The organism is Pseudohaliea sp. (assembly GCF_040217025.1).
Classification (GTDB): domain Bacteria; phylum Pseudomonadota; class Gammaproteobacteria; order Pseudomonadales; family Halieaceae; genus Pseudohaliea.
In genome coordinates, this window is record NZ_JAVJOA010000008.1 from 1,009,746 (window position 1) to 1,031,165 (window position 21,420).

The window sequence follows — 21,420 nt, forward strand, 5'->3', positions numbered from 1 at the left end:
GCCGCCGCACCGTACCTCCAATTTTTGCCAATTTTGCCGCCCTGAGCGGCCCTCAAACCGGGTCAACCTCCCTGCTTGGGACCCACCCAGACCTGCTGTGCGTTGACGAAGGCATGGATGCCGTGCGGGCCGAGTTCACGCCCGTACCCCGAGCGCTTGACCCCCCCGCTGGGCAGCCGCGGGTCGGTTTTGACGATGCCGTTGACGGCGACCTGCCCCGTGTCCAGCCGCGCGGCGATGGCCTCGGCACGCGCGGTCTCGCCCCAGACCGAGGCGGCGAGGCCGTAACGGGTGTCGTTGGCCATGGCGATCGCGGCCTCCGCATCGCCGGCGCGGAGCAGTGCCATGACCGGACCGAAGGTCTCCTCGCGGGCAGCGGTCATCGCCTGGGTCACTTCCGTGAGCAGCGTGACCGGGTAGAAGAAACCGCCGCCGTCGGGCAGTTCACCGCCGAGACGGCAGCGGGCGCCCGCGGCCACCGTTTCCTGCACCTGCCGGTGCAGGTTGTCGCGCAGGTCTTCGCGGGCGATGGGGCCGACATCCGTGCTTTCCTCGCGCGGGTCGCCCACGGTGAGCGCCGCCAGCCGCTCCTCGAGCAGCGCCGAGAGCTCATCGTACACCGCGTCCTCGACGATAATGCGCTTCGCGGCGATGCAGCTCTGCCCCGCGTTGATGATGCGCGACAGCGTGATCACGTCGGCCGCCGCCTCGAGGTCCGCATCGGCGAGAACGATGCAGGGGTCCGAGCCACCCAGCTCGAGCACCGCCGGCTTGATCTCGGCGGCAGCAAGCGCGGCCACCGCCGCCCCGCCGCGGTCGGAGCCGGTGAAGGAGACCGCCCGCACGCGGTCGTCCCGGATGACGTCCGCTACCGCGGCGTGGTCCATGGGCAGGTCCTGGAAGAGACCCGCGGGCGCACCGACCTGCTCGAAGAGCGCCCCGATGGCGGCGGCCGAGGACGGCACGTGTGCGTCGTGCTTCATGAGGCAGGTGTTGCCGGCCATTAGCGCCGGTGCCGCAAAGCGGAAGGCCAGCCAGAAAGGCGCATTCCAGGGCAGCACGCCGAGCACCGTGCCGATGGGCAGGTGCTGCACGTAGCTGTGGGTGGCATCGGACGCCAGGGACAGCGGCTCGAGGTAGGCCTCGGCGTGCTCGGCGTAGTGGTCCGCCGCCCAGGCGGCCTTCTCCACCTCGCCGCGGGCTTCGCGGATGGGCTTGCCCATCTCCTCGGTCATGAGTGGCGCCAGCTGCTCGACGTCGTCGCGCATGCGCTGTGCCACCGCGCGCAGCACCTCACCGCGCTCGGCGAAGCTGGCGCGGCGCCAGTCCCGGAAGCAGGCGTGGCTCGCGGCGAGCGCCGCCTCCACCTGCCCCGCGTCGGCGTAGGGCACTTCCCGGAGCAGGTGACCGGTGGTCGGGTCAATCACTCTCTGCATGGGTGGCTCCCTGGTTCTTGCGATGGTCCGTACGATGCTCGTGATGATGGTCCTCGCCATTGGCCTTCGCGGCACGCGGCGGTGCTGCAGCGGACGGCTTCGTGCTGCCGGCGGCCTTGCCGCTCGCCGGCTTCAGCACGAAGTCCCGATCGAGCGTGAAGAAGCTCTCGCAGCCGTCGGCGGTCACCAGGAAGGTGTCCGAGATGCCGACGGTCTTGTTGCCCTCCACGCCCCACATCCAGGGAATGAGGTGGAAGGTCATGCCCTCCTTGAGGACCCGCGAGTCGCCCTGTTTCAGGCTGATGATGTAGCCCTCGTCCCAGGACGGCGGGAAGGCAATGCCGATCGAGTAGCCCGAGCGGGTGATCAGGCTGGCGCCGACCATGTTGTCGTTGATGATGTTGCGGACCAGGTTGTCCACGTCGGAGACCGTCAGGCCCGGCTGCACCTGCTTGTGCACTTCGTCGAGGGCGAACTTCATGCGTTCCTGGGCCTGCCGCATGACGTCGGTAAGCTCGCCGCAAACCACCGTCCGCATCATCGCCGTGTGGTAGCGGCGGAAACAGCCGCCGACCTCGAGGAACACATGCTCACCCGGCTGCACGGTCCTCCCCTCCCAGGTGGCATGGCCGATCATCGACCGGGGACCCGAAACGACATAGGGCATGACCGCGGGCGGCTCACCGCCGGCGCGGAACATGGCCGCGGAAATGGCGGCGCCGATCTCGTTCTCGGTGACGCCGGCCTCGCAGGCCTCGAAACCCGCGCGCATGCCGGCCTCCGTCGCCGCCGCCGCCCGTCGCATGATCTCGACCTCCGCCGGGGATTTGCGCACGCGGCCCTCCTCGACAATGCCGAAGCAGTCCATGAGACGCCCGTCGAGAAAGTTCGTATGGATGCTGTCCTGGTGGTAGGCGGGGAAGAAGTAGCTGTTGCGCTCGTAGCCCACGTTCTTGCCGTACAGGCCGAACTCCCGCAGCGCACTCAGCAGCTTCTGGATGGCATCCCCGGTGTCCGGGTAGGGCCGGGTCTTCTCCACCCAGGTGCGCGCGTGAACGTTCGACTCCTCCAGGTGGCGGGTGATCATGAAGGGCTCGTCGTCGAGCGGCACGACCAGGGCCTGGAAGAAGGAGTAGCCCGTGGTCTGGTAGTCCGTGAGGTACATCAGGTTTTCCGGATCCGTGATCACCACCGCATCGAGGAGTCGCTCGGCCATGCGCTCGCGCAGTTCGCGCACCCGGCGCTCGTACTCCTCGAAGGGGAAGGTCATGTCATCGCGCTGTCTCATTGCTCCTCCAGGACGGCCTCCAGGTTGCGCAGAAGAATGTCGACCCCCTCATCGAGGTCTTCGTCGGGGATCGTGAGCGGCGGGATGAGCTTGAAGGTCGAGCCGCCCGTGCCGCTGGCACCGACCAGCAGACCGTCACGGAAACAACGCGTGCACACTTCCTTGGTGATGGCCCCGTCGCCGACATCGAGGGCCTGCATCATTCCCTTGCCGCGCACCTGCATGGGGTGATCCCTGCTGTCGGCGAAGGCCTGCAGCCGCTCGGCCATGCGTTGCCCCTTGGCGGCGACTTCCGTCATCAGCGCGTCGTCCTCGAAGTAAGCGAGCGCCTCGCGGCCGGCGACAAAGGAGAGGCCCTGGCCGCGGAAGGTGCCGGTGTGCTCGCCCGGCTGCCAGTGATCGTCGTGCTCGGGCTTGACCAGGTTCATCGCCAGGGGCGTGCCGAAGCCGCCGATCCCCTTCGCCAGGGTAATGATATCCGGGTCCAGCCCCATACCGTCGAAGCTGAAGTAGGAGCCGGTGCGGCCGCAGCCGGCCTGGATATCATCGATGATGAACAGGGCACCCACGTCTCTGGCGAGCTGTTCGACCGCGCGCAGCCACTCGGCACTTGCCACATGCACGCCGCCCTCGGCCTGGATTGCCTCTACCAGGAACGCGGCCGGCGGCTCGAGGCCGGATGAGGAATTCTCGAGCTGGCCGCGCAGGGCGTCGAGCGAGGCCATGCCACAGCCCTTGTTGCAGCCGAGGCAGACTTTCTCGCAGCCGAAAGGCTGCCGCAGCACGTGCTCCAGGGGCACACCGGCGGCATTGCGGAAATAACTGTTGGCGGTGGCGGCCAGGGAGCCGAGGGTCATGCCGTGGAAGCCGGAAGTGTAGGCCACGACGGACTGCCGCCCCGTGACCCTGCGCGCCAGCTTGAGTGCGGTCTCGACGGCGTTCGTGCCCGTGGGTCCCATAAAGGTCATGCGGTAGTTCATGTTCCGGGGCTTCAGGATCGTGTCTACAAAACCCTGCAGGAACTCGCGCTTGGCCGTCGTGTGCATGTCGAGGCTGTGGGCAACGCCGTCGGCCTCGATGTAATCGATGATCGCCTTCTTCATGCGCGGGTTGTTGTGGCCGAAGTTGAGCACGCCGGCACCGGCGAAGAAATCGATATAGGACTTGCCCGCCTCGTCGACCTGGCGGGCGTTGGACGCCGACTTGAAGACCGTGGGGTACAGGCGGCAGTAGCCGCGCAGTTCAGACTCCCACTGTTGAAACACGTCAACTCCCTCCGGAGCGTTCATGGCTGTATTCATTGCCTTTCCTCTGTGGTTGCTTCGTCGGGTAGCGGATGCGCCACCGGGGCATCCGGCAAGGGGGCCCCGGCAAGGCGCGCATACACGCGGGCCATGGGGGCAATCAATGCATCATTGAAGTCGTAGCGGGCGCTGTGGCACGGCACCTGGTGGCAGGCCTGATCATCACCAGCACCCACGAGGGCGAAGGCCCCGGGGCGCTCGCGCAGGTAGTAGCTGAAGTCCTCCGAGGCCATGATCGGCAGGCGCGTCCCGCCGTCGAGCACGGCCGGCCCGAACTCCGCCGCGAGGGCTCCGCGGTAGCAGGCGGCCTCCTCCGCGTGGTTCACGGTGGGGCCGTAGCGCGGAAACAGCTCCACCTCGCAGGCCACGCCATAGCCGGCCGCGGTGCCGGTGGCGATTTCCGTCATGAGTTCACCCAGGCGCTCGCGATCGGCGGCGTCTGCGATGCGGAAGCTGCCCTCGATCACCGCGTCGTCCGGGATGACCGTCGGGTTGCTGCGCGCGTCGATGGACGTGATACTCAGCACCGTCGCCGCCTGGGCCGGCAGGCGGCGGCTGACGATCTGCTGCAGCGCCTGCACCACCGCAGCTGCGGCCAGCACCGGGTCGCGGCAGAGTTCCGGCTGGCTCGCGTGGCCGCCGGCGCCGCGCAGCGTGAGGCGGTAGGTGCCGTTGCCGGCCATCACGACGCCGTCCGGGCAGACCGCCCGGCCGAAGGGAATAGCCGGCCAGTTGTGCCAGCCGAAGACGGCGTCGACCCCGTCCAGGGCACCGTCGCTGATCATGCGCTCGGCGCCGTGACCGCCCTCTTCCGCCGGCTGGAACAGGAGCGTCACCGGCCCCGGCAGGCGGTCCTCCACCGCGGCCAGCCAGGCCGCGGCGGCGTAGAGCGTCGCCGTGTGGCCATCGTGCCCGCAGGCATGCATGCAGCCCTCGCGCCGCGAGCGCCAGGGCAGGCCGGTCTGCTCGTGGATAGGCAGGGCGTCGAGGTCGGCGCGCAGGGCGATGTGGCGGCCGCCGGCAGCGGGCGCGAGGGTCGCGACCGTCCCCGTATCGGCACAGGCGCACCAGGCTATGCCCAGCCCGTCGAGGGCGGCGCGCACCCGCGCCGCCGTGTCGTGCTCGGCCCAAGTGAGCTCGGGCTCGGCATGCAGTGCCCGCCGCAACTCGATGGCGCGTGCCACGGCGCTGTCCCAGGGAGCCGCGCTCATCGCGCGCCTCGCCGGGCCCGTCTCACGATCCTGCGGATCCTGTGAGGGGCAGTCAGCATCCCCCTACCCTAGGGTCCAGCGCGCGCCACTGCAAGTGTTGCACAGGGCAGAATCCCGTCGTGGCCTTGGTGGCCCACAGGCGCTAAGGTATGCGCTCCGCAAGGAACACCGACCAGAAGAAAGCAGTCACAAGGAAGTTTCATGTTCGAATTCAGCGAGCAGTCCCGGGATCTGCAGGCGCGCCTGCAGGCCTTCATGGACGAACACGTCTATCCCAACGAGCACACCTTCGCCGAACAGCTGGCCGCCGCGGAGAACCGCTTCGCCCCGGTCCCCATCGTCGAGGAGCTGAAGGTGAAGGCCCGCGAGGCCGGGCTCTGGAACCTGTTCATTCCCCCCTCCCTGGCAAAGTTTTGTGACCACGAGGGCATCGGCAACTTCGACTACGCCCCGCTCGCCGAAATCATGGGCCGCGTGCTCTGGTCGCCGGAGGTCTTCAACTGCAACGCCCCGGACACCGGCAACATGGAAGTGCTGATGAAGTACGGCTCCGAGGCCCAGCAGGAGCGCTGGCTGCGGCAGCTGCTGGACGGCGAGATCCGCTCCGCCTACGCCATGACCGAGCCGCAGGTCGCCTCCTCCGACGCCACCAACGTCCAGCTCTCCATTGTCCGCGAGGGCGATGAATGGGTTCTCAACGGGCGCAAGTGGTTCATCACCGGGGCGATGTACGAACGCACCGAGATCTTCATCGTCATGGGCAAGTCGGACCCCGGTAACCCCAACCGCCACCAGCAGCAGTCGCAGGTCCTGGTACCCCGCGGTACCCCCGGGCTGGAAATCATCCGGCCGCTTACCACGCTCGGCTACGACGACGCGCCCCACGGCCATGCCGAGCTGCGCTTCAACGATGTGCGCGTGCCGCTCGAGAACATGCTCCTCGGCGAGGGACGCGGCTTCGAGATCGCCCAGGGCCGCCTCGGACCGGGCCGCATGCACCACTGCATGCGTCTCGTCGGCGCCGCCCAGCGCTCCCTCGAGCTCGCCTGCCAGCGCGTGACCCGGCGCGAAACCTTCGGCCGGCCCCTGGCCAAGCACCAGTCGGTTCGCGAGGGCATCGCGCAGAGCTTCGCGGAGATCGAGATGATGCGCATGCTGGTGCTCAAGGCCTGCAAGCGCATGGACGAGGTCGGCGCGCAGGCTGCCCGCGACATGATCGCCGCCGCCAAGATCGCCGTGCCGCTCATGGCCCAGAACGTGATCGACCGCTGTATGCAGGTGCACGGCGCCGGTGGCCTCACGGAAGACTGGATGATGGCCGAGGCCTTCAGCTACGCCCGCTGGTGCCGCCAGGCGGACGGCCCGGACGAGGTCCACATGATGGCGCTCGGCAAGCAGGTGATCGAGCGCTACAGCGGCGAGGCTTGAGCCGGGCGCGGCGCCCTGCAAGGACGGCAGACGGAATGGAAAAGCCTACACACGCAAACCCCCAATGACAGTGAACACCGACAGACAGCAAACACCGGCAACAGGAGAAACCCCTTGAGCGAAGAAGCAGAAGTCCTGACAGAAACCCGGGACGGCGTCCTGGTCATCACCCTCAACCGGCCGAAGGCAAAGAACGCCGTCAACAAGGTCACCGCCGAGGCCGTGAGCGCGGCCCTCGACCAGCTCGAGAGCGACGACAGCCTCCGCGTCGGCATCATCACCGGCGCCGGCGGCACCTTCTGTTCCGGGATGGACCTCAAGGCCTTCGTCACCGGCGAGATGCCGATGGTCGAGGGCCACGGTTTCGCAGGCCTGGTCGAGCGGCAGGTGAGCAAACCCCTGATCGCAGCGGTCGAGGGCTATGCACTGGCCGGCGGCTTCGAGGTGGCCATCAGCTGCGACCTCATCGTCGCCGCCGAAGACAGCCAGTTCGGAATTCCCGAGGTGAAGCGTGGCCTGGCCGCCGCCGCGGGGGGCCTGGTGAAGCTGCCGAAGCAGGTGCCGCCGCGGCTGGCCATGGAGCTGGCGCTGACCGGCGATTTCATCAGCGCCAGCCGCGCCGCCGAGATCGGTCTCGTCAACCGTGTCGTCAAGCCGGGCACAGCACTCGAAGCCGCCACCGCTCTGGCGGTAAAGATCGCGGCCAACGGACCCCTCGCCGTCGCCCGCAGCAAGCAGGTCATCGCCGCGGCCCAGGACTGGAGCAGCGAGGAAATGTTTGACCGCCAGAACGCGCTGCTCCGGGACGTGCTCACGAGCGAGGACGCCATCGAGGGGGCCACGGCCTTCGCCGAGAAGCGCGCCCCCGTGTGGAAAGGCAAGTGAGGGCGCGGCCATGAACGAAGCCTGGATCATCGACGCCTGCCGCACGCCCCGCGGCATCGGCAAGAAAGGCAAGGGGGCCCTCGCCCACCTGCACCCGCAGCACCTCGGGGCAACGGTGCTCGCCGCCCTCGCCGAACGTACCGGCATCGACACCGCCGAGGTGGACGACGTCATCTTCGGCACCAGCACGCAGCGCGGCCAGCAGGGCGGCGACCTCGCCCGCATGGCGGCGCTGGATGCGGGCTACGACGTGCGCTCCTCGGGCGTCACCCTCGACCGCTTCTGCGGCTCCGGCATCACCAGCGTGAACTTCGCCGCCGCCTCGATCATGAGCGGCATGGAAGACCTCGTGGTCGCCGGCGGCTGCGAGATGATGTCGACCTTCGGCTCGGACCCTACCCAGTCGCCCTTCATCGACAGCGACAACCTGCGCCTGCGGGCAAAACACCCGCAGCCGCACCAGGGGCTCTGCGCCGATACCATCGCCACCCTCGAGGGGATCGACCGGGACGCCCTCGACCGGCTCGCCCTGACCTCGCAGCAGCGCGCCGCCCGTGCCGTCGAGGAGGGGCGCTTCGGCCGCAGCCTCGTGCCGGTGCACAACCCGGACGGCAGCCTGGCGCTGGACCACGAGGAGTTCCCGCGGCCCGACACCACCCTCGAAAGCCTCGCGGGGCTGAAGCCGGCTTTCGAGGCACTGGCGGACTACCCGCTGAACGATGACGGCACCACCTTCCGCAGCCTGGTCCTGCAGGCCTACCCGGACCTCGCCATCAACCACGTGCACCACGCGGGGAACTCCTCCGGCGTCGTCGACGGCGCCGCCGCCCTGCTCCTTGCTTCCCCGGACTATGCGAAGGCCCACGGGCTCAAGCCCCGGGCCCGGGTGCGGGCCATGGCCAACGTCGGCGACTCGCCGGTGCTGATGCTGAACGCACCGGTGCCGGCGGCAAGGAAGGTGCTCGAGAGAGCCGGCATGACCCTGGCCGACATCGACCTCTTCGAGATCAACGAGGCCTTCGCCGTGGTCGCCGAGAAGTTCATCCGCGACCTCGACCTCGACCGCGAGCGGGTGAACGTCAACGGCGGTGCCATGGCCCTCGGCCATCCGATCGGCGCCACCGGTTCCATCCTGATCGGCACGCTCCTCAACGAGCTCGAGCGCCAGGATAAGCAGGTGGGCCTCGTCACCATGTGCGCCGCCGGCGGCATGGCCCCGGCGGTCATCATCGAGCGGGTCTAGACCGTGGACCGGGACGAGGCCCCGACACCGCCGGCCCAACCGGCGCAGCCCGCGCCGGCAGCGCCGCCGCCGGGGCGCCCCTGGTACCAGCACTTCGAGACCGTCGGCTCGGTCATGGCCATCGTCGTCGGCCTCGCCGCCCTTTACATGAGCTGGGACCAGGGCCGGGTCATGCGCGAGGAAATCGCCGCGTCGGTCTGGCCCGCGTTGCAGCTCGACGGCTTCGTCACCCGCGACGGCGAGCATTTGCTGCTCGGTATGCGAATACAGAATGCGGGCGTGGGGCCCGCCCTAGTGCAGGGCATGACCCTGCACCACGAGGGCATGCCGCTCGCCGACCTGGCGGCGGTTGCTGCTGCCATGCCGGCCGGCGCGGAGGAGCGAGCCGTGCAGTTGGTGTCCGGGCGAATCCTCGCCGCCGGCGACAGTGTCGACCCCTTTATCTTTGAACTCCCCGGGAACAAGGACGCCGACGCCATCGAACTGATGAACGCGCTCGGCGAGCACTGGGAAGCGACCGTCTGCTACTGCTCCAGCCTCGGCGACTGCTGGCAGGCCGGGCTCGCCGGGGCCATGCCTATGCCGGTCGAACACTGCCCCACGACCAGCGGTCAGTTCTGACGTGGCGGAGCCGGAACAGGACCAACTCCTGGTGCTCACTGCCGACGCCGACGACCTGGTAGCCCGCATGGCAGGCCGGTTGCCGCCGGATCTCACTGTCACGACCTGCCCTGAAGCCGCGACGGCCCGTGAGATCGGGAGCGGCACCACGCTGGCCCTGGCCAACCCGACGTTGCTCGCCGGGTGCCTGGACGCCCTGCCCCGGCTGCGCTGGGCCCAGTCCACCTGGGCCGGCGTGCGACCGCTGGTCGATCACCCGCGGCGGAACTACACGCTGACCGGGGTGCGCGGCATCTTCGGCCAGGCCATGGCCGAGTGGGTCCTGGGCTGGCTGCTCGCGCTGGAGCGCAGCATCCTGCACCGCAGCCGGGCCACCCGCTGGGACGGCACGCGGGACGGCACGGTCGCGGGCAAGCGCCTCGGGATTCTCGGCACCGGGGCCATCGGCCGGGCCGTGGCGAGAGCCGCGGCCGCGCTGGATATCGAGTCCCGCGGACTGAATCGCAGCGGCCATGCGGCCGAAGGTTTCACGGAGACCTTTGCCCTCGCGGAGGCGGCGCGCTTTGCCGCCGGCTGCGACTACCTGCTGGCCCTGCTGCCGGATACCCCCGCTTCGGCGGCGCTGGTCGATCGGGAGTTCCTCGCGGCCCTGCCCCACGGCGCCATCTTCCTCAACGGCGGCCGCGGCAGCACCGTGGATACCGGCGCGGTGGTCACGGCCCTCGGCACCGGCCAGCTGCGCGCGGCCGTACTCGACGTATTCCCGGAGGAGCCCCTCGCCGACGACGACCCGCTCTGGCAGGTAGACAACCTCTACATCACCTCGCACACCGCCGCACCCACGGACCCGGGCGCCATCGTCGAGCTGTTCCTGGCCAACCTCGCCCGGTATCGGGCGGGGGAAGCGCTACGGGACGTGGTTACTTTCGAAAGGGGCTACTAGCCCCCGTCAGGGGGCTCGGGCGGCGCCGGCAGGTTCGCTGGCTTGCGTCCTGGCCGGCAGTTTGCCGACGCCCCCGAGACGGTCGCGCGGATTGATCAGGCACGGTCGCCCCAGGATCAGGTTGTTCGGGTACAGCGCCACCTCGCGGTTCTCGGTGATGAGTCGGGCGCTGAACAGGTTGAGATCGGCGACATAGCCCTCGACGTAGTTGTCGGCGTCGATGATTCTGATGAAAGTGCCGCGGCGGAACGCGGGGTGCAGCATGAGCACAAAATAGGCAGTCACATTGCTGAGCAGCGACCAGGAGGCAAACAGCGCCACGCCGAGGAGAGTCAGCGTCGTACCGGCGATCACCAGCACCGAGGCGAGATCGCCCCAGATAAGCGCCAGCGTCAGCCCGCCGACAATCGTCGCCAGGAGCCGCGCAACGCGTACCGCATTGTCCGCGGCCCCCTCCGTGAAACGCCCGTGATCCGCGCTCGCAGCGAGCCGGGGAGCAGTGACCCGGTTGAAAAGGGCATAGCCGAGCAGCACGACAATCGTGATACCCAGCTGCCAGCTGTGACCGAGGATCCAGCCGGCGAGACTGCTCCATAGCGCGTCGATGGTCATAGCGTTATTCCACGTCCTTATCGGGGATGCTGCGCGGACACTTTACGCCGACAGGCCGTGCGCGGGAAACACCTCGCGGCGGCTGCGTCGAGACGCCCCCACCAGACGAGTTCCCACCAGATGATGAAGCCATCTCTGCGCCGGCGACGTACTACCGAAGACCATGACCGATGACCCCCGCATCCACCGGCTCACCGCGCTCTGCAAGGGCGCGCTGGCCGCGCCCCCCGGCCGCACCCGCATCGCCCTGGCCCTGAGCGCCGGCGCGGTCTGTCACCTGTTTTTCGCCGCGGCCATCGGCTCCATGGCCTACAGCATGTTTTTCGGGCTGACACCGGGGAAGGGAGCTGTGCCTTACCCCTGGGCGCTGCTGACCAACGCTCTCCTGCTGCTGCAGTTCCCCCTATTGCATTCTCTGTTGCTGACGGCCGCAGGCGGGCGGGTCCTCGCGCGTCTGGCCCCGGGCCCCCACGGCGCGACGCTGGGGACGACCAGTTACGCCACCATCGCCTCCCTGCAGCTGCTCGCCCTGTTCTGGCTCTGGTCGCCGTCGGGGATTGTCTGGTGGCGTGCCGAGGGTCCACTGCTACTGGGCTTCGCAACGCTCTACGGGCTCGCCTACCTGCTCCTGGTCAAGGCGGTTTTCGATGCGGGCGTCGAACTGCAGAGCGGGGCCCTCGGCTGGCTGTCGCTGCTCGCCGCACGGACTCCGCGCTTCCCCGACATGCCCACGCTTGGCCTTTTCCGGCGCCTGCGCCAGCCGATCTACCTGGCCTTCGCCCTCACCCTCTGGACGGCGCCGACGTGGACTCCCGATCAGCTGGCGCTGGCGATGAGCTGGACGGCCTACTGCCTGTTCGCGCCACGGCTCAAGGAACAACGCTCTCGCAGACGCTACGGCGAACGCTGGAACAGCTATCGCCGCCAGGTGCCTTACATGCTACCCAGACCGGGTAAGGAGTTCGTCGACGATGGCAAGCCGCGAGCGTAACAATCTCGCCCTCTACAACGATGTCGCCCGCCAGTGGTGGTCGGACGAAGTCCGCTGGCTTCGCACGCTGAAGAACATGGTGCCCGGCAGGCTGCGCTACTTCGACGGCCTGGTCACCTGGTCGGAGAAGGCCGTGCTCGACCTGGGCTGCGCCGGGGGCTTCATGGCGGAGGCGCTGGACGACCGCGGCGCCCGGGTCACCGGTATCGATCCGGCCGGGGACGCCATCGAGGCCGCCCGCGCCCACGCCCACGCCGCGGGTCGACAGATCCGCTACGAGGTCGGTGTCGGCGAGGCACTGCCCTATGCCGACCACAGCTTCGATGCCGTGGTCTGCGTTGACGTGCTGGAGCACGTTCAGGACCTCCGGCGGGTCCTCGCTGAGATCGCTCGGGTGCTGAAGCCCGGCGGCATCCTCTGCTTCGACACGATCAACCGCCGTGCACTGGCGCGCTTCGCCGCAGTGACGCTGGCGGAGGAGGTGCTGCGCCTGCTCCCGCGCGGTACCCACGACCCGGCCCTGTTCATCAAGCCCGGAGAGCTGAGGGCCGGGCTGGAGCGGGCCGGCCTCGTGCCCGGCCCGATCACCGGTTTCGGGCCCCGAGGGATCAACGGCCGGGGCGATCCGACTTTCGGCCGACTGCCCTTCACCGGCATCATCTACATGGGCACGGCGACGAAGCCCGCTGCGGCCCCGGGCGTCGAGACGCGCGACGGCGCTCAGTCGCTCAGAACGTCCACTGCACGCCGACCCGGGCCGTCCAGGAGTACTCCTCGTACTGCAGCAGCCTGTCGCGATCAGGGCCCTGCTGGTAGGCGATGTAGGGCTCATCGGTCAGGTTGATGAACTGGCTGTAAAGCTTGAGCGAGTCGGTGATGTCGAAGTTCGCCGTCAGGTCCACCTGCAGGTGCTCGTCGACGTAGCGGTCCTCCTCCGGGTCGCCACCGAGCTCGTCGAGGTACTTGTCGCGGTAGGCCGCCGTCAGGCGGATGCTCAGCCGGTCCGTCTCGTAGCCGAGGATGGCGTTGTAGGTGTTCTTTGAGGCCGCCGGCAGGTCGATGTCGCGCTCGCCGGTGTCGCCCTCGGCGTCCGTGTAGGTGTAGTTGAGGCCCAGCAGGAGGCCGTCGAAGGGTGCCGGGAGGAAGCTGAATACCTGCTGGTAATTCACCTCTAAGCCGATCACCTGGGCGTCATCGCCGTTCTGGGGGATCACCGCCTCGGTGAAGGGCACGCCGTTGAAGACGCCGTTGTAGGGCGGCGTGTCCTCGTCGAAGACCGTGTTGAAAATGAAGTTCTCGATCTCCTTGTAGAAGATACCGGCCGAGAGCACGCTGGCCTCGTCGAAGTACCACTCTACGCTGCCGTCGAAGTTGATCGCCTCGTAGGGATCCAGCCCCGGGTTTCCGAACTCGCCCTCGCGATCGCCGCCGGATTCCTCCACGGTGAAAATGGGGGCCAGCTGTTCCGGCCCGGGGCGCACGACGCTGGAGAAGAAGCCGGCGCGGAGCACCAGGTCGTCACGGGCGTTGAAGCGCACGCTCAAGCTGGGCAGCCAGTTGGTGTAGCTGTTGTCGTCCTGCGTGGGGGTGACCACCACGATATCGTCCTCGAGGATTTCTCCCTCGAACTCGGAGCCTTCCTCGATGACCTCGGTGCGGTTCGCCGCGACGTCGTTCTCGGTGTGCTCGACGCGCACGCCGCCGATGACCGTCAGGGCGCCGGCACGCCAGGTGCCCATGAGGTAGCCGGCGGTGATGTCCTCGTCGACGCTGAAGTCGCCGACGTTGGACTCGATGGTCGAGTCCAATTCGCTGCGTTCGAAGCGATCGAGGTTGGCATTGTTGAAGGCGCGCACCGCACCGAGATCCATGATCGGCGCCATGTTCTGCAGGCCGTAGCTCTGGGTGCCGAGCACGTCGGCGATGGTGTAGTCCCCGTCGAAGTCCTCGAGGACGTCGATGGTGCCGTCGAACTCCTTGGTGCGCTCGCGCAGCTTGGCGCCGAACTTCACCTCGAGGTCGCCACCGTCCAGCGTGAAGAAGCGCGTGGCGTCGAACTGCAGCGTCACTTCCTCGTCCTGGGACTTGGCGTCGACCACCTCGATCGCGTCCACCTCGTAGGTCGCCGGGTCGAAGAAGGCCCGGTTCCCCTGGAACACGCTGTACACCGGCAGGTCGTCATCGCTGTAGTCGAAGGCGAGGCCAAGGGCGCCCGGGTCCTCGAACTCGGCGACGAACAGGGTCGGGTCCTGCGTGTCCTTCTCGTGCTCCTCGGCGTAAGCGTAGCTCACGCTGTAATCGACGCTCCAGCGCTCGAGGCGGGTCTCGCCACCCAGGCTGAAGGTCTGGATTTCCTGCGCCTCGTAGCGGTCCTTCTGTTCCCGCTCGATCTCGATCGCGCCGTCGGCCGAGCGGAAAGCCGCGGAATTCGCGTCGCCCCCGCTGGGCTCCTCATCGAGGCCGATCACCAGCGCGCGGCGGGACTCGGTGTCCTCGAACAGGCTGTACATGGCGCGCGCGTAGAGCACCGTGCTGTCGCTGGCCTGGTAATCGAGCGACAGCGAGCCGCTGGTGCGCTCGCGGGTCACATCGTAATCCCGGTACTCGACGGTGTCGGCCCAGCCGATACCGCCGTCGGTCACGTCCCAGCCATCGGCCTCGACGTTGTCGGTGGAGAACTCGCGCTCCTGCCAGGACAGGCCGCCGGCCACGCCGAGGCGATCGTTGATCGGGACCGTGAAGTCGACCACGGCTTTCGGTGAATAACGATCGGCCAGGTCGTTGTAGGACTGTTCGCCCTTGATGGAGAAGAACGGCTCCTCCACGTTGAACGCGCGCGTGGTCTTGATGTTGATGTTGGCACCGATGGTGTCGGCATCCAGGTCCGGGGTCAGCGTCTTCACGACCTCGATGGACTCGACCAGTTCGGACGCCACCACGTCCAGGGCCACGGCCCGGGTGCCCGCCTCCGGCGACGGCACGCGCACGCCGTTGACGGACGACGAGTTCAGGCTCGGGTCGAGACCGCGAACGGCGATGAAACGGCCCTCGCCCTGGTCGTTGAGCACGTTCACGCCGGACAGCCGCCGCACCGACTCGGCCACGTTCTGGTCCGGGAAGTTACCGATGGCGTCGCGGGTGATCACGCTCATGATGCGGTCGGACTCGCGCTGGCGCTCGATGGCACCCTGCATCATGGCGCGCTGGCCGTAGACGTAGACCTCTTCCATGCGGTCCATGGCGTCGCTGTCGACGGCCTCCTGCGCTAGGGCGGGCAGTACGGAAGGCGAGAGGACGGCGGCCAGGGCGGCGGCGAGGGGACGCTTGACGAAGAACATGCGGCAGTGCCTTTGAAGGAAAACTGCGCAGAGTCTTGGACACACTTGTTACCGCCTTGTGACGGCGGGCCGCCCCTGCGCGCAAATTCACAAAAGCTTCACGCTACCGTCACCAGCCGGTCGCGAGGCTGTCATGCCGCTGTCATCTTGCGCCTTGCGCTTCGTCCGGCGCGAGCCCGAGCACGGCGGCCACCGCGCGCCAGTCCACCAGCTTGAAATCCTGCGGGGCATCGGGAAGCCGGTTGCGACCATCCTGGAGCACGAGCAGGCCGTCCGGGTAGCCGGGGAGTGCCGCACTCGTCACGTCCAGCCCATCGGTCTCCGAGACCCCGTCGATACCGGCAGCGAGGTCCGCGGTCACGCGAAAATCACCGACCAGGGGATAACCCGGCACGAGGGCGTAGACCGCAAAGCTGTTGCTCCCCTGGCTCGACACCACCAGCCACGCCTGCTCGCCGCGCCGGTAGATGGCCATGCCCTCCACGTCCGGCACCAGCTGCTCGCCGACCTCGATCACCAGCGTCGGCGCTGCACCGTCCGGCGCCGCCCCGGCCACCCAGACGCCCGCGGCCTCCTCGCCGAGGTAGACCTGCGTCGTCACCGGGTCCGCCACACAGCCCTCGGGCTGGCTGGGCAGGCGGAACGCGCGCACGCGCTCGGCGGTCGGCTCTGCGAGCGTGCCGCCGAGGCGGTGCTGCTCGTAGCGGCCGTCGGTGGCGTTCACGAAAACGTAGGCCGCATCATCCGCAGCGTACATACACAGCCCGTAGACGTCGCTGAGTCCCGTGGGCACATCGCCGAGGTGGCGGACGCCGCCGGCCTCGATGGCAAAGAGGGAGATGCTGTCACCGCTGCGGTTGCTGGCGGCGGCGAGGGGAACAGTACCGTCGGCGAAGGCCACCGCGGGCAGCAGGTCCACGTTGTTGAGCCGGCCCACGGCGAGGAACTGGCGCAGGGCGCCGTCGAGGCCATAGACCGCGAGCCCCGCCCGCTTGTCCGTGCCGAGAACCAGGGGCTCGCCGGTCCCGTTCGCCGGCACGTAGATCGCGGGGTCATCGGCGGCGTCGCCGTAGCGAGCCACCGGCACCGTTTCGGCGCTCGCGGCGATGGCCGGCGGGCGCCGCTGCGCCGTTGCCGCTGGTGCCGGCGGGAGGGGAATCCGCGCGACGCGGTGGCCCGGGGCGGCCTCGTCGAAGACCACGATGTCCACGGCATCGACACCGGGTGCAAGGGCCAGCGCCGACGGCTCCCCCATGTCGGCGAGCGGCCACAGCGCGGGTGCTGCCCCGGCAGGCAGGTAGTGCAGCGCACCCGCGTCGCCGTCGAGGACCCAGAGGCCGCCGCGCTCGTCGACGGCAAGGTCCGTAGCCTCTCCCGCGAGCGGACCAACCCCGCTGCCGAGGAGGGCCGGCTCCCGCTCCCGGTCGCCCTCCCAGGCTGCGTCGTAGCGCCAGACGCCGACCGGTTCCTCGGCGATGTAGAGTGCCTCGGCCGCGTCGTCGACAGCACAGGCCTCGGCCTCCGGGACGCCGGGGAAGCGGCGCAGCGGCCGGTTCACGAGAGCACCGGCCGCGGCATCGTAAACCACGCGCTGCTGAACCTCGCCGCGGGCGTCGACGATGAACAGCGTCAGGTCACCGCCGTCGCCGTGCCGGGCCAGGCAGGCCGCGTCGGGGCTTGCCCGGTCGGGTGAGATCGTCAGCCGCGCGGTAACCGCCGCTGTCGCCGGGTCGTACGCGAAGAGACGAACGGCGCCCGCGTCGACGTCGAGGCCGCTGACTAGGATCGTTCTCTCACCCCCGAGTTCCACGCCCCCGCGGGCGTCCAGACTCTCGAAGCGGCCGGCCGCAAGAAGGTGCGTTCCTTCACCGCTCACGCGCAGGAGCCCCGCTTCTGCCGCGACCAGCCAGGTGCCGGGCGCGCCCGGTTCCGCGTGCAGGTCGGCGGCACCGTCCGGGAAGCTGATGGCATCGAAGGCAGGCACTGGTTCGGCCAGGGCCGCAATAGACGCAGTGCAAAGAGACGCAGTGCAAAGAGACAGAAGCAGGCTGGTCGCAAGCAAACGGGCGCGCGCCGGGGCAAACATGGGACACCTCCACTGGGCAGGGGCCAACACGGAAGCACAGACATTGCTGCGCCGCCACCGCGGCACTGTCACAATCGGCGCTCTAGCAACCCGTGACCACTGCCCGGGACCAGGGACAGTGGACGCAAGACGCGGCTGTGTGCTTTGCCGGTCGCCAGCACCGGCCGGTTGGGTGCTGGCGAGAACTGGGGCATGATGGCAGGCAGTTTCGACCGGGCGTGCGCTCGCGCCATGAAGCCGGTGCCCGGCCGGGCGACGACGTACCGTTTTTTGACGCCGCGAGAGAGGAGCGGGCCATGGTCGACAACGCGGCCAGCGAAGCGCTGACGGTGCTGGTCGCCGACATCGGCGGCAGCAACAGCCGCTTTGCTGTCGCGACGGTGACCCGGGGCTGGCCGCGGCTCAGTGACGTGGTGAGCTACCCCAATGCCGGCGCAGCGGGGCTGGAGGCGCAGGTGGAGCGCTACCTCACCGGGCTCTCGACGGCCGCCCCGGACCGCGCCTGCCTCGCCGTCGCGGGCCCGGTCACGGGTGGGTGCGCCCGCCTCACCAACCGACCCTGGTCCATCGACGCCGCGGGCCTGGCGACGACCTTTGCGTTCCGCCAGGTGACGCTGCTGAATGATTTCGCCGCTCTCGCCCATGGTCTCGCCTTCCTGCCGGCGGGCGGCAGCATGGTCCTGCAGGCGGGGGCGAGAGACGCGCAGGGTCCGCTGGCCGTGCTCGGCCCCGGGACGGGCCTGGGTGCGGCCCTGGTCGTCTCCCCGGGCGGGCAGCAGCTGGTGGTACCCACGGAAGCCGGCCACGCCGACTTCGCCCCCGTCGCGGCGCGGGACTGGGCCCTGCGCGAGGCGCTTGCGGCTGCGGCGACCCCGGTCACGGCCGAGTGCGTGCTGCGCGGGGACGGTATTGCCCAGCTCTACCGGGCCCTGGGCGGCGACGAGCGCGACACGGCCACGGTCTGCGCCCTCTGCGGCGACGACGGCCAGGCGGCGGAGGCCATCGCCTGGTACCTGGAACTCCTCGGCCGCTTCGCCGGCAGCCTGGCGCTCACCGTGGGCGCGACCGGCGGCGTCTACCTGGCCGGGGGCGTGTTGCCGCGACTGGCGGGGCAGTTGCCGGGCAGTGCTTTCCTGGCAGGCTTCAATGATCGCGGCCCCCTGGCGCCCTATGCGGGCGCGGTCCCGGTGCGCCTGGTCACCGACCCCGGGGCCGCCCTCGGCGGCGCCGCCATCGCTGCGGCCCGTGATGCATCTGACCGCGGCGGGGCCGCGTAGGAACCCATACATCCTCAGGCACAACGGTGGGGACCATGATCAACCGCAACCTTGGAACAAGCGAACGCCTGCTCCGCCTCGTCGGCGCCGTGCTCCTCTCGGGCTGGCTCCTGGCGCGGGGCAGCCACGACATCCTGAGCGTCGTGGCTGGCGTCGCCGCGCTCGCGCTCTTCGCCAACGCCATCTTCTCGCGCTGCTACCTCTGGGCCCTCCTCGGCATCAACAGCTGCGACCCGGATGACGAGCACTGCGGCGCACCGCCACAGGGGTCCTGATGACCGACATCCTCTACTACGACGGGCGCTGCAGCCTCTGCGCCCGGGAGATTGCGCGGCTCGAAGGGCTGCGCGACGACAGTCTCGCCCTCTGCGACATCCACAGCCTCGACGGGTTGCCGGAGCCCGGCGGCCCGGACCGGGACGCGCTGCTGCGGACGCTGCACCTGCGCACCGCGGACGGGCGCTGGCTCCGGGGCGCGGATGCCAACGTCGCCGCCTGGCGCCACACCCGCTTCGGCTGGCTGTGGAGCTGGCTGCGCTGGCCCCTGCTGCGCCGCCTGGTCGACCCGGTCTACGACCGCTGGGCCGCCTGGCGCTACCGTCGCCTCTACGGGGACGGCCTCGCCGGCGGAGGCTGCGCGACGGGAAGCTGTGATGTTTCTCGAGAGCGCTGAGCTCGCGGCGCTGGAGCGCCGCTACCGGGCCGCGCTGGTTAACGGCATTACCGGCTACAAGCCCGCTAACCTTATCGGCACCGTGGACCGCGACGGACAGAGCAACCTGGCGATCATGAGTTCGCTGGTGCACCTGGGTTCCAACCCGCCGCTGCTCGCGCTGGTCATGCGCCCTGACAGCGTGCCCCGGCATACCCTGGACAACATCCTGGCGACCGGGCACTACACGGTGAATCACGTGGCCGGCGCGTTCGTCGAGCGGGCCCACCAGACCGCCGCGCGCTACCCGCGGGAGGTCTCGGAGTTCGCCGCCGTGGGTCTCGTCGAGCATTGGCAGGAGGGCTTCCCGGCGCCCTTCGTCGCGGCGGCCTCGGTGCGTCTCGGCATGGCGCTCCGCGACCACCAGCCGCTTGCGATAAACGGGACACACCTGGTGATCGGCGAGGTCCTCTGCCTGGAAGTGCCGGATGCCTGCGTGCAGGAGGACGGCAGCGTCGACCTCGCCGTCGCCGATACCGTGGCCCTGGCCGGCCTGGACCGCTACTACCGACCCCGGGACCCCAAGCGGATGGCCTACGCCAAGCCGGACCAGCCGCCCCGGGTGGTGGACGCGGCCATCGGCGACTGACCGGGGTCGTTACCGCGGGCCCGGAATCTGCTAACGTCCACCATCTACCCTGGGTTCCCGGAGGACACCATGCAGGCCAACCAGAACGACCGCTACACCGACTCGGCCGGCCGCCGCAGCGGCGGCTCCCCGGTCCTGGTCACCGCCGCTGCCCTGTTCATCGTCGCCGGCATCGCCTGGCTGGTGCTCGGCCCCGACGATACGCCGCCGGAAGAGCCGGCCACGACCGTCGTCCCGGAGACGCCGGACCCCACGCCGCCGCGCGTCGCCGAACCGGTGGCACCGGATATCCCGGAGCGGGTGGAGCCGGAGCCCGAGCCCCTTGCCGAGGAGCTCAACGAGCCGGCGGCGGAACCCGAGCCCTCGGCGGAGCCCGAAAAACCGCCGCTGACCCTCGACAACAGCGACCCGCTGGTCCGCGACGCCCTCGCCCCCTACGCCGCCGAGGGCCTGCCCTCGGACCTGCTCGGCCACAGCAATCTCCTAGAGCGCACCGTCGCGGCCGTGGACGCTGTGCGCCGCGGCGTCGTCCCGAGCAAGGTGTTCAACCTGCCGAAGCCCGCCGGCGATTTTCGCGTCCAGCAGGTGGGCGGCCGCACCCTGATCGACCCGGCCAGCTACCGCCGCTACGACGCCATCGTCGACGCCATCGTCGCCACGCCCGTGGAGCCGCTGGCAGAGGCCTTCCAGTCCTATCGCTCCCTGCTCGAGACAGCCTACGGGGCACTGGGCTACGCCCCGGACAAGGTGGACAACGCGCTGGTCGCCGCCCTGGACCGGATCATCGCCCTGCCGCTACCGGCGGGGGACATCGAGGTGATGAAGGTGGAGGCCGTGTACGCCTACGTGGACGAGGACCTCGAGGGCATGAAGGCCCTCGACAAGCAGCTGCTGCGTACCGGGCCGGACAACCTGCAGCGCCTGCAGGATCACGCCCGCGAGCTGCGCCGCGCCCTGCTCGAGCCCTGAGCGTTGGCGCCCCGTCCGGTCCCGGCTAGAGGTCGCCGAGGGCGCCGGTATCGAAGCCACGGGCGTGGAGGAAGCGCAGCCGGCGGGCGAGTTCCTTACGGTCCTCCGGCGGCTCCGCCCCGAACTTCTTTTCCGCCACCCGGCGCGCCAGGCGGGCCCAGTCGCAATCGGCGCCGGCCACGGCGCGGTCGGCAAGGCTGCTGTCGATGCCCCGCTCGCGCAGTTCCCGCACCAGGCGCAGGGGGCCATAGCCACGCTCGCTGCGCTGGCGCACATAGGCCTCCGCGAAGCGCGCGTCACTCTGCAGGCCGTCCCGCGCCAGTTGCTCCAGGGCGCCCTCCAGCACCTGCGGCGCGAAGCGCCGCCCCAGCTTGCGCAGCAGCTCCCTCCGGCTGTGCTCCCGGCGCGCGAGCAGGTCCATGGCAGCCTTGCGGGCCGCTACGGGGTCGCGCTCACTATCAGTTTCTTTATGAGCCATGGGCGGAAG

Annotated in this window: 20 protein-coding genes; 12 read left to right on the top strand and 8 right to left on the bottom strand. The window is 69.3% G+C overall.

What is annotated here, in order from left to right:
* Positions 1-62 precede the first annotated feature (62 nt).
* From RKE50_RS08845 to doeB2, 4 genes are read right to left on the bottom strand one after another with little or no spacing between them, the layout of a single operon-like run.
* Complete coding sequence (locus tag RKE50_RS08845; protein ID WP_350035953.1) at positions 63-1,436, bottom strand: NAD-dependent succinate-semialdehyde dehydrogenase; 1,374 nt, start codon at positions 1,434-1,436, stop codon at positions 63-65.
* Positions 1,420-2,724 (bottom strand): ectoine hydrolase, encoded by a 1,305-nt coding sequence (gene doeA / locus RKE50_RS08850; RefSeq protein WP_350035955.1) that lies wholly within the window; start codon positions 2,722-2,724, stop codon positions 1,420-1,422. The genes RKE50_RS08845 and doeA overlap by 17 nt, the downstream gene beginning before the upstream one ends.
* Positions 2,721-4,025, bottom strand: a complete 1,305-nt coding sequence (locus tag RKE50_RS08855) for an aspartate aminotransferase family protein (RefSeq protein ID WP_350035956.1) — start codon at positions 4,023-4,025, stop codon at positions 2,721-2,723. The genes doeA and RKE50_RS08855 overlap by 4 nt, the downstream gene beginning before the upstream one ends.
* A complete protein-coding gene (doeB2, locus tag RKE50_RS08860; RefSeq protein ID WP_350035957.1) occupies positions 4,022-5,239 on the bottom strand; it encodes a N(2)-acetyl-L-2,4-diaminobutanoate deacetylase DoeB2 in 1,218 nt (405 codons plus the stop codon). Before doeB2 ends, RKE50_RS08855 begins: the two co-directional genes overlap by 4 nt.
* 201 nt (positions 5,240-5,440) lie before the next feature.
* On the opposite strand from doeB2, the gene RKE50_RS08865 reads away from it, so the two are divergent.
* From RKE50_RS08865 to RKE50_RS08885, 5 genes are all read left to right on the top strand, one after another.
* Positions 5,441-6,667, top strand: a complete 1,227-nt coding sequence (locus RKE50_RS08865; RefSeq protein WP_350035958.1) for an acyl-CoA dehydrogenase family protein — start codon at positions 5,441-5,443, stop codon at positions 6,665-6,667.
* Positions 6,668-6,781: 114 nt separating this feature from the next.
* Positions 6,782-7,552, top strand: a complete 771-nt coding sequence (locus RKE50_RS08870) for a crotonase/enoyl-CoA hydratase family protein (protein ID WP_350035959.1) — start codon at positions 6,782-6,784, stop codon at positions 7,550-7,552.
* A 10-nt stretch (positions 7,553-7,562) separates the two neighbouring features.
* Positions 7,563-8,795 carry an acetyl-CoA C-acetyltransferase gene (locus tag RKE50_RS08875; protein ID WP_350035961.1) on the top strand — a complete coding sequence of 411 codons (1,233 nt, stop codon included), beginning with the start codon at positions 7,563-7,565 and terminating at the stop codon, positions 8,793-8,795.
* A gap of 3 nt (positions 8,796-8,798) precedes the next feature.
* Positions 8,799-9,416 (top strand): hypothetical protein, encoded by a 618-nt coding sequence (locus tag RKE50_RS08880; RefSeq protein WP_350035962.1) that lies wholly within the window; start codon positions 8,799-8,801, stop codon positions 9,414-9,416.
* 1 nt (position 9,417) lies between these two features.
* Positions 9,418-10,359: an NAD(P)-dependent oxidoreductase gene (locus tag RKE50_RS08885; protein ID WP_350035964.1), complete on the top strand. Its 942-nt coding sequence runs from the start codon at positions 9,418-9,420 to the stop codon at positions 10,357-10,359.
* 6 nt (positions 10,360-10,365) lie between these two features.
* Here the strand turns inward: RKE50_RS08885 and RKE50_RS08890 are convergent, their stop codons facing one another.
* Positions 10,366-10,971, bottom strand: coding sequence for a hypothetical protein (locus RKE50_RS08890; RefSeq protein WP_350035966.1), 606 nt, complete (start codon positions 10,969-10,971; stop codon positions 10,366-10,368).
* A gap of 163 nt (positions 10,972-11,134) precedes the next feature.
* Here RKE50_RS08890 and RKE50_RS08895 point away from each other — a divergent pair, with 163 nt between their 5' ends.
* Positions 11,135-11,962, top strand: coding sequence for a methyltransferase family protein (locus RKE50_RS08895; protein ID WP_350035968.1), 828 nt, complete (start codon positions 11,135-11,137; stop codon positions 11,960-11,962).
* Entirely contained in the window at positions 11,943-12,806 is an 864-nt protein-coding gene (gene ubiG, locus RKE50_RS08900; RefSeq protein WP_350035970.1) for a bifunctional 2-polyprenyl-6-hydroxyphenol methylase/3-demethylubiquinol 3-O-methyltransferase UbiG, read from the top strand. The genes RKE50_RS08895 and ubiG overlap by 20 nt, the downstream gene beginning before the upstream one ends.
* Here the strand turns inward: ubiG and RKE50_RS08905 are convergent.
* Positions 12,691-15,300: a TonB-dependent receptor gene (locus RKE50_RS08905; RefSeq protein WP_350035972.1), complete on the bottom strand. Its 2,610-nt coding sequence runs from the start codon at positions 15,298-15,300 to the stop codon at positions 12,691-12,693. The two genes, ubiG and RKE50_RS08905, sit on opposite strands and share 116 nt — an antisense overlap.
* Positions 15,301-15,442: 142 nt before the next feature.
* Positions 15,443-17,284 (bottom strand): phytase, encoded by a 1,842-nt coding sequence (locus RKE50_RS08910; RefSeq protein ID WP_350035974.1) that lies wholly within the window; start codon positions 17,282-17,284, stop codon positions 15,443-15,445.
* A 398-nt stretch (positions 17,285-17,682) separates the two neighbouring features.
* Here RKE50_RS08910 and RKE50_RS08915 point away from each other — a divergent pair, with 398 nt between their 5' ends.
* The 5 genes from RKE50_RS08915 to RKE50_RS08935 all read left to right on the top strand — a co-directional run bounded on the left by RKE50_RS08915 (position 17,683) and on the right by RKE50_RS08935 (position 20,933).
* Positions 17,683-18,663, top strand: a complete 981-nt coding sequence (locus RKE50_RS08915; protein WP_350035976.1) for a glucokinase — start codon at positions 17,683-17,685, stop codon at positions 18,661-18,663.
* A 35-nt stretch (positions 18,664-18,698) separates the two neighbouring features.
* The gene (locus tag RKE50_RS08920; RefSeq protein ID WP_350035978.1) at positions 18,699-18,938 is read left to right on the top strand and encodes a YgaP family membrane protein; all 240 of its coding nucleotides are present in this window, start codon (positions 18,699-18,701) and stop codon (positions 18,936-18,938) included.
* Entirely contained in the window at positions 18,938-19,336 is a 399-nt protein-coding gene (locus RKE50_RS08925; RefSeq protein ID WP_350035979.1) for a thiol-disulfide oxidoreductase DCC family protein, read from the top strand. The genes RKE50_RS08920 and RKE50_RS08925 overlap by 1 nt, the downstream gene beginning before the upstream one ends.
* Positions 19,317-19,964, top strand: a complete 648-nt coding sequence (locus RKE50_RS08930; protein ID WP_350035980.1) for a flavin reductase family protein — start codon at positions 19,317-19,319, stop codon at positions 19,962-19,964. Before RKE50_RS08925 ends, RKE50_RS08930 begins: the two co-directional genes overlap by 20 nt.
* Positions 19,965-20,033: 69 nt before the next feature.
* On the top strand, positions 20,034-20,933 hold the full coding sequence (locus tag RKE50_RS08935; RefSeq protein WP_350035982.1) for a DUF3014 domain-containing protein: 900 nt from the start codon (positions 20,034-20,036) through the stop codon (positions 20,931-20,933).
* A 25-nt stretch (positions 20,934-20,958) separates the two neighbouring features.
* Here RKE50_RS08935 and RKE50_RS08940 read toward each other — a convergent pair whose 3' ends face one another.
* Positions 20,959-21,411, bottom strand: a complete 453-nt coding sequence (locus RKE50_RS08940) for a regulatory protein RecX (protein WP_502937875.1) — start codon at positions 21,409-21,411, stop codon at positions 20,959-20,961.
* Positions 21,412-21,420 lie beyond the last annotated feature (9 nt).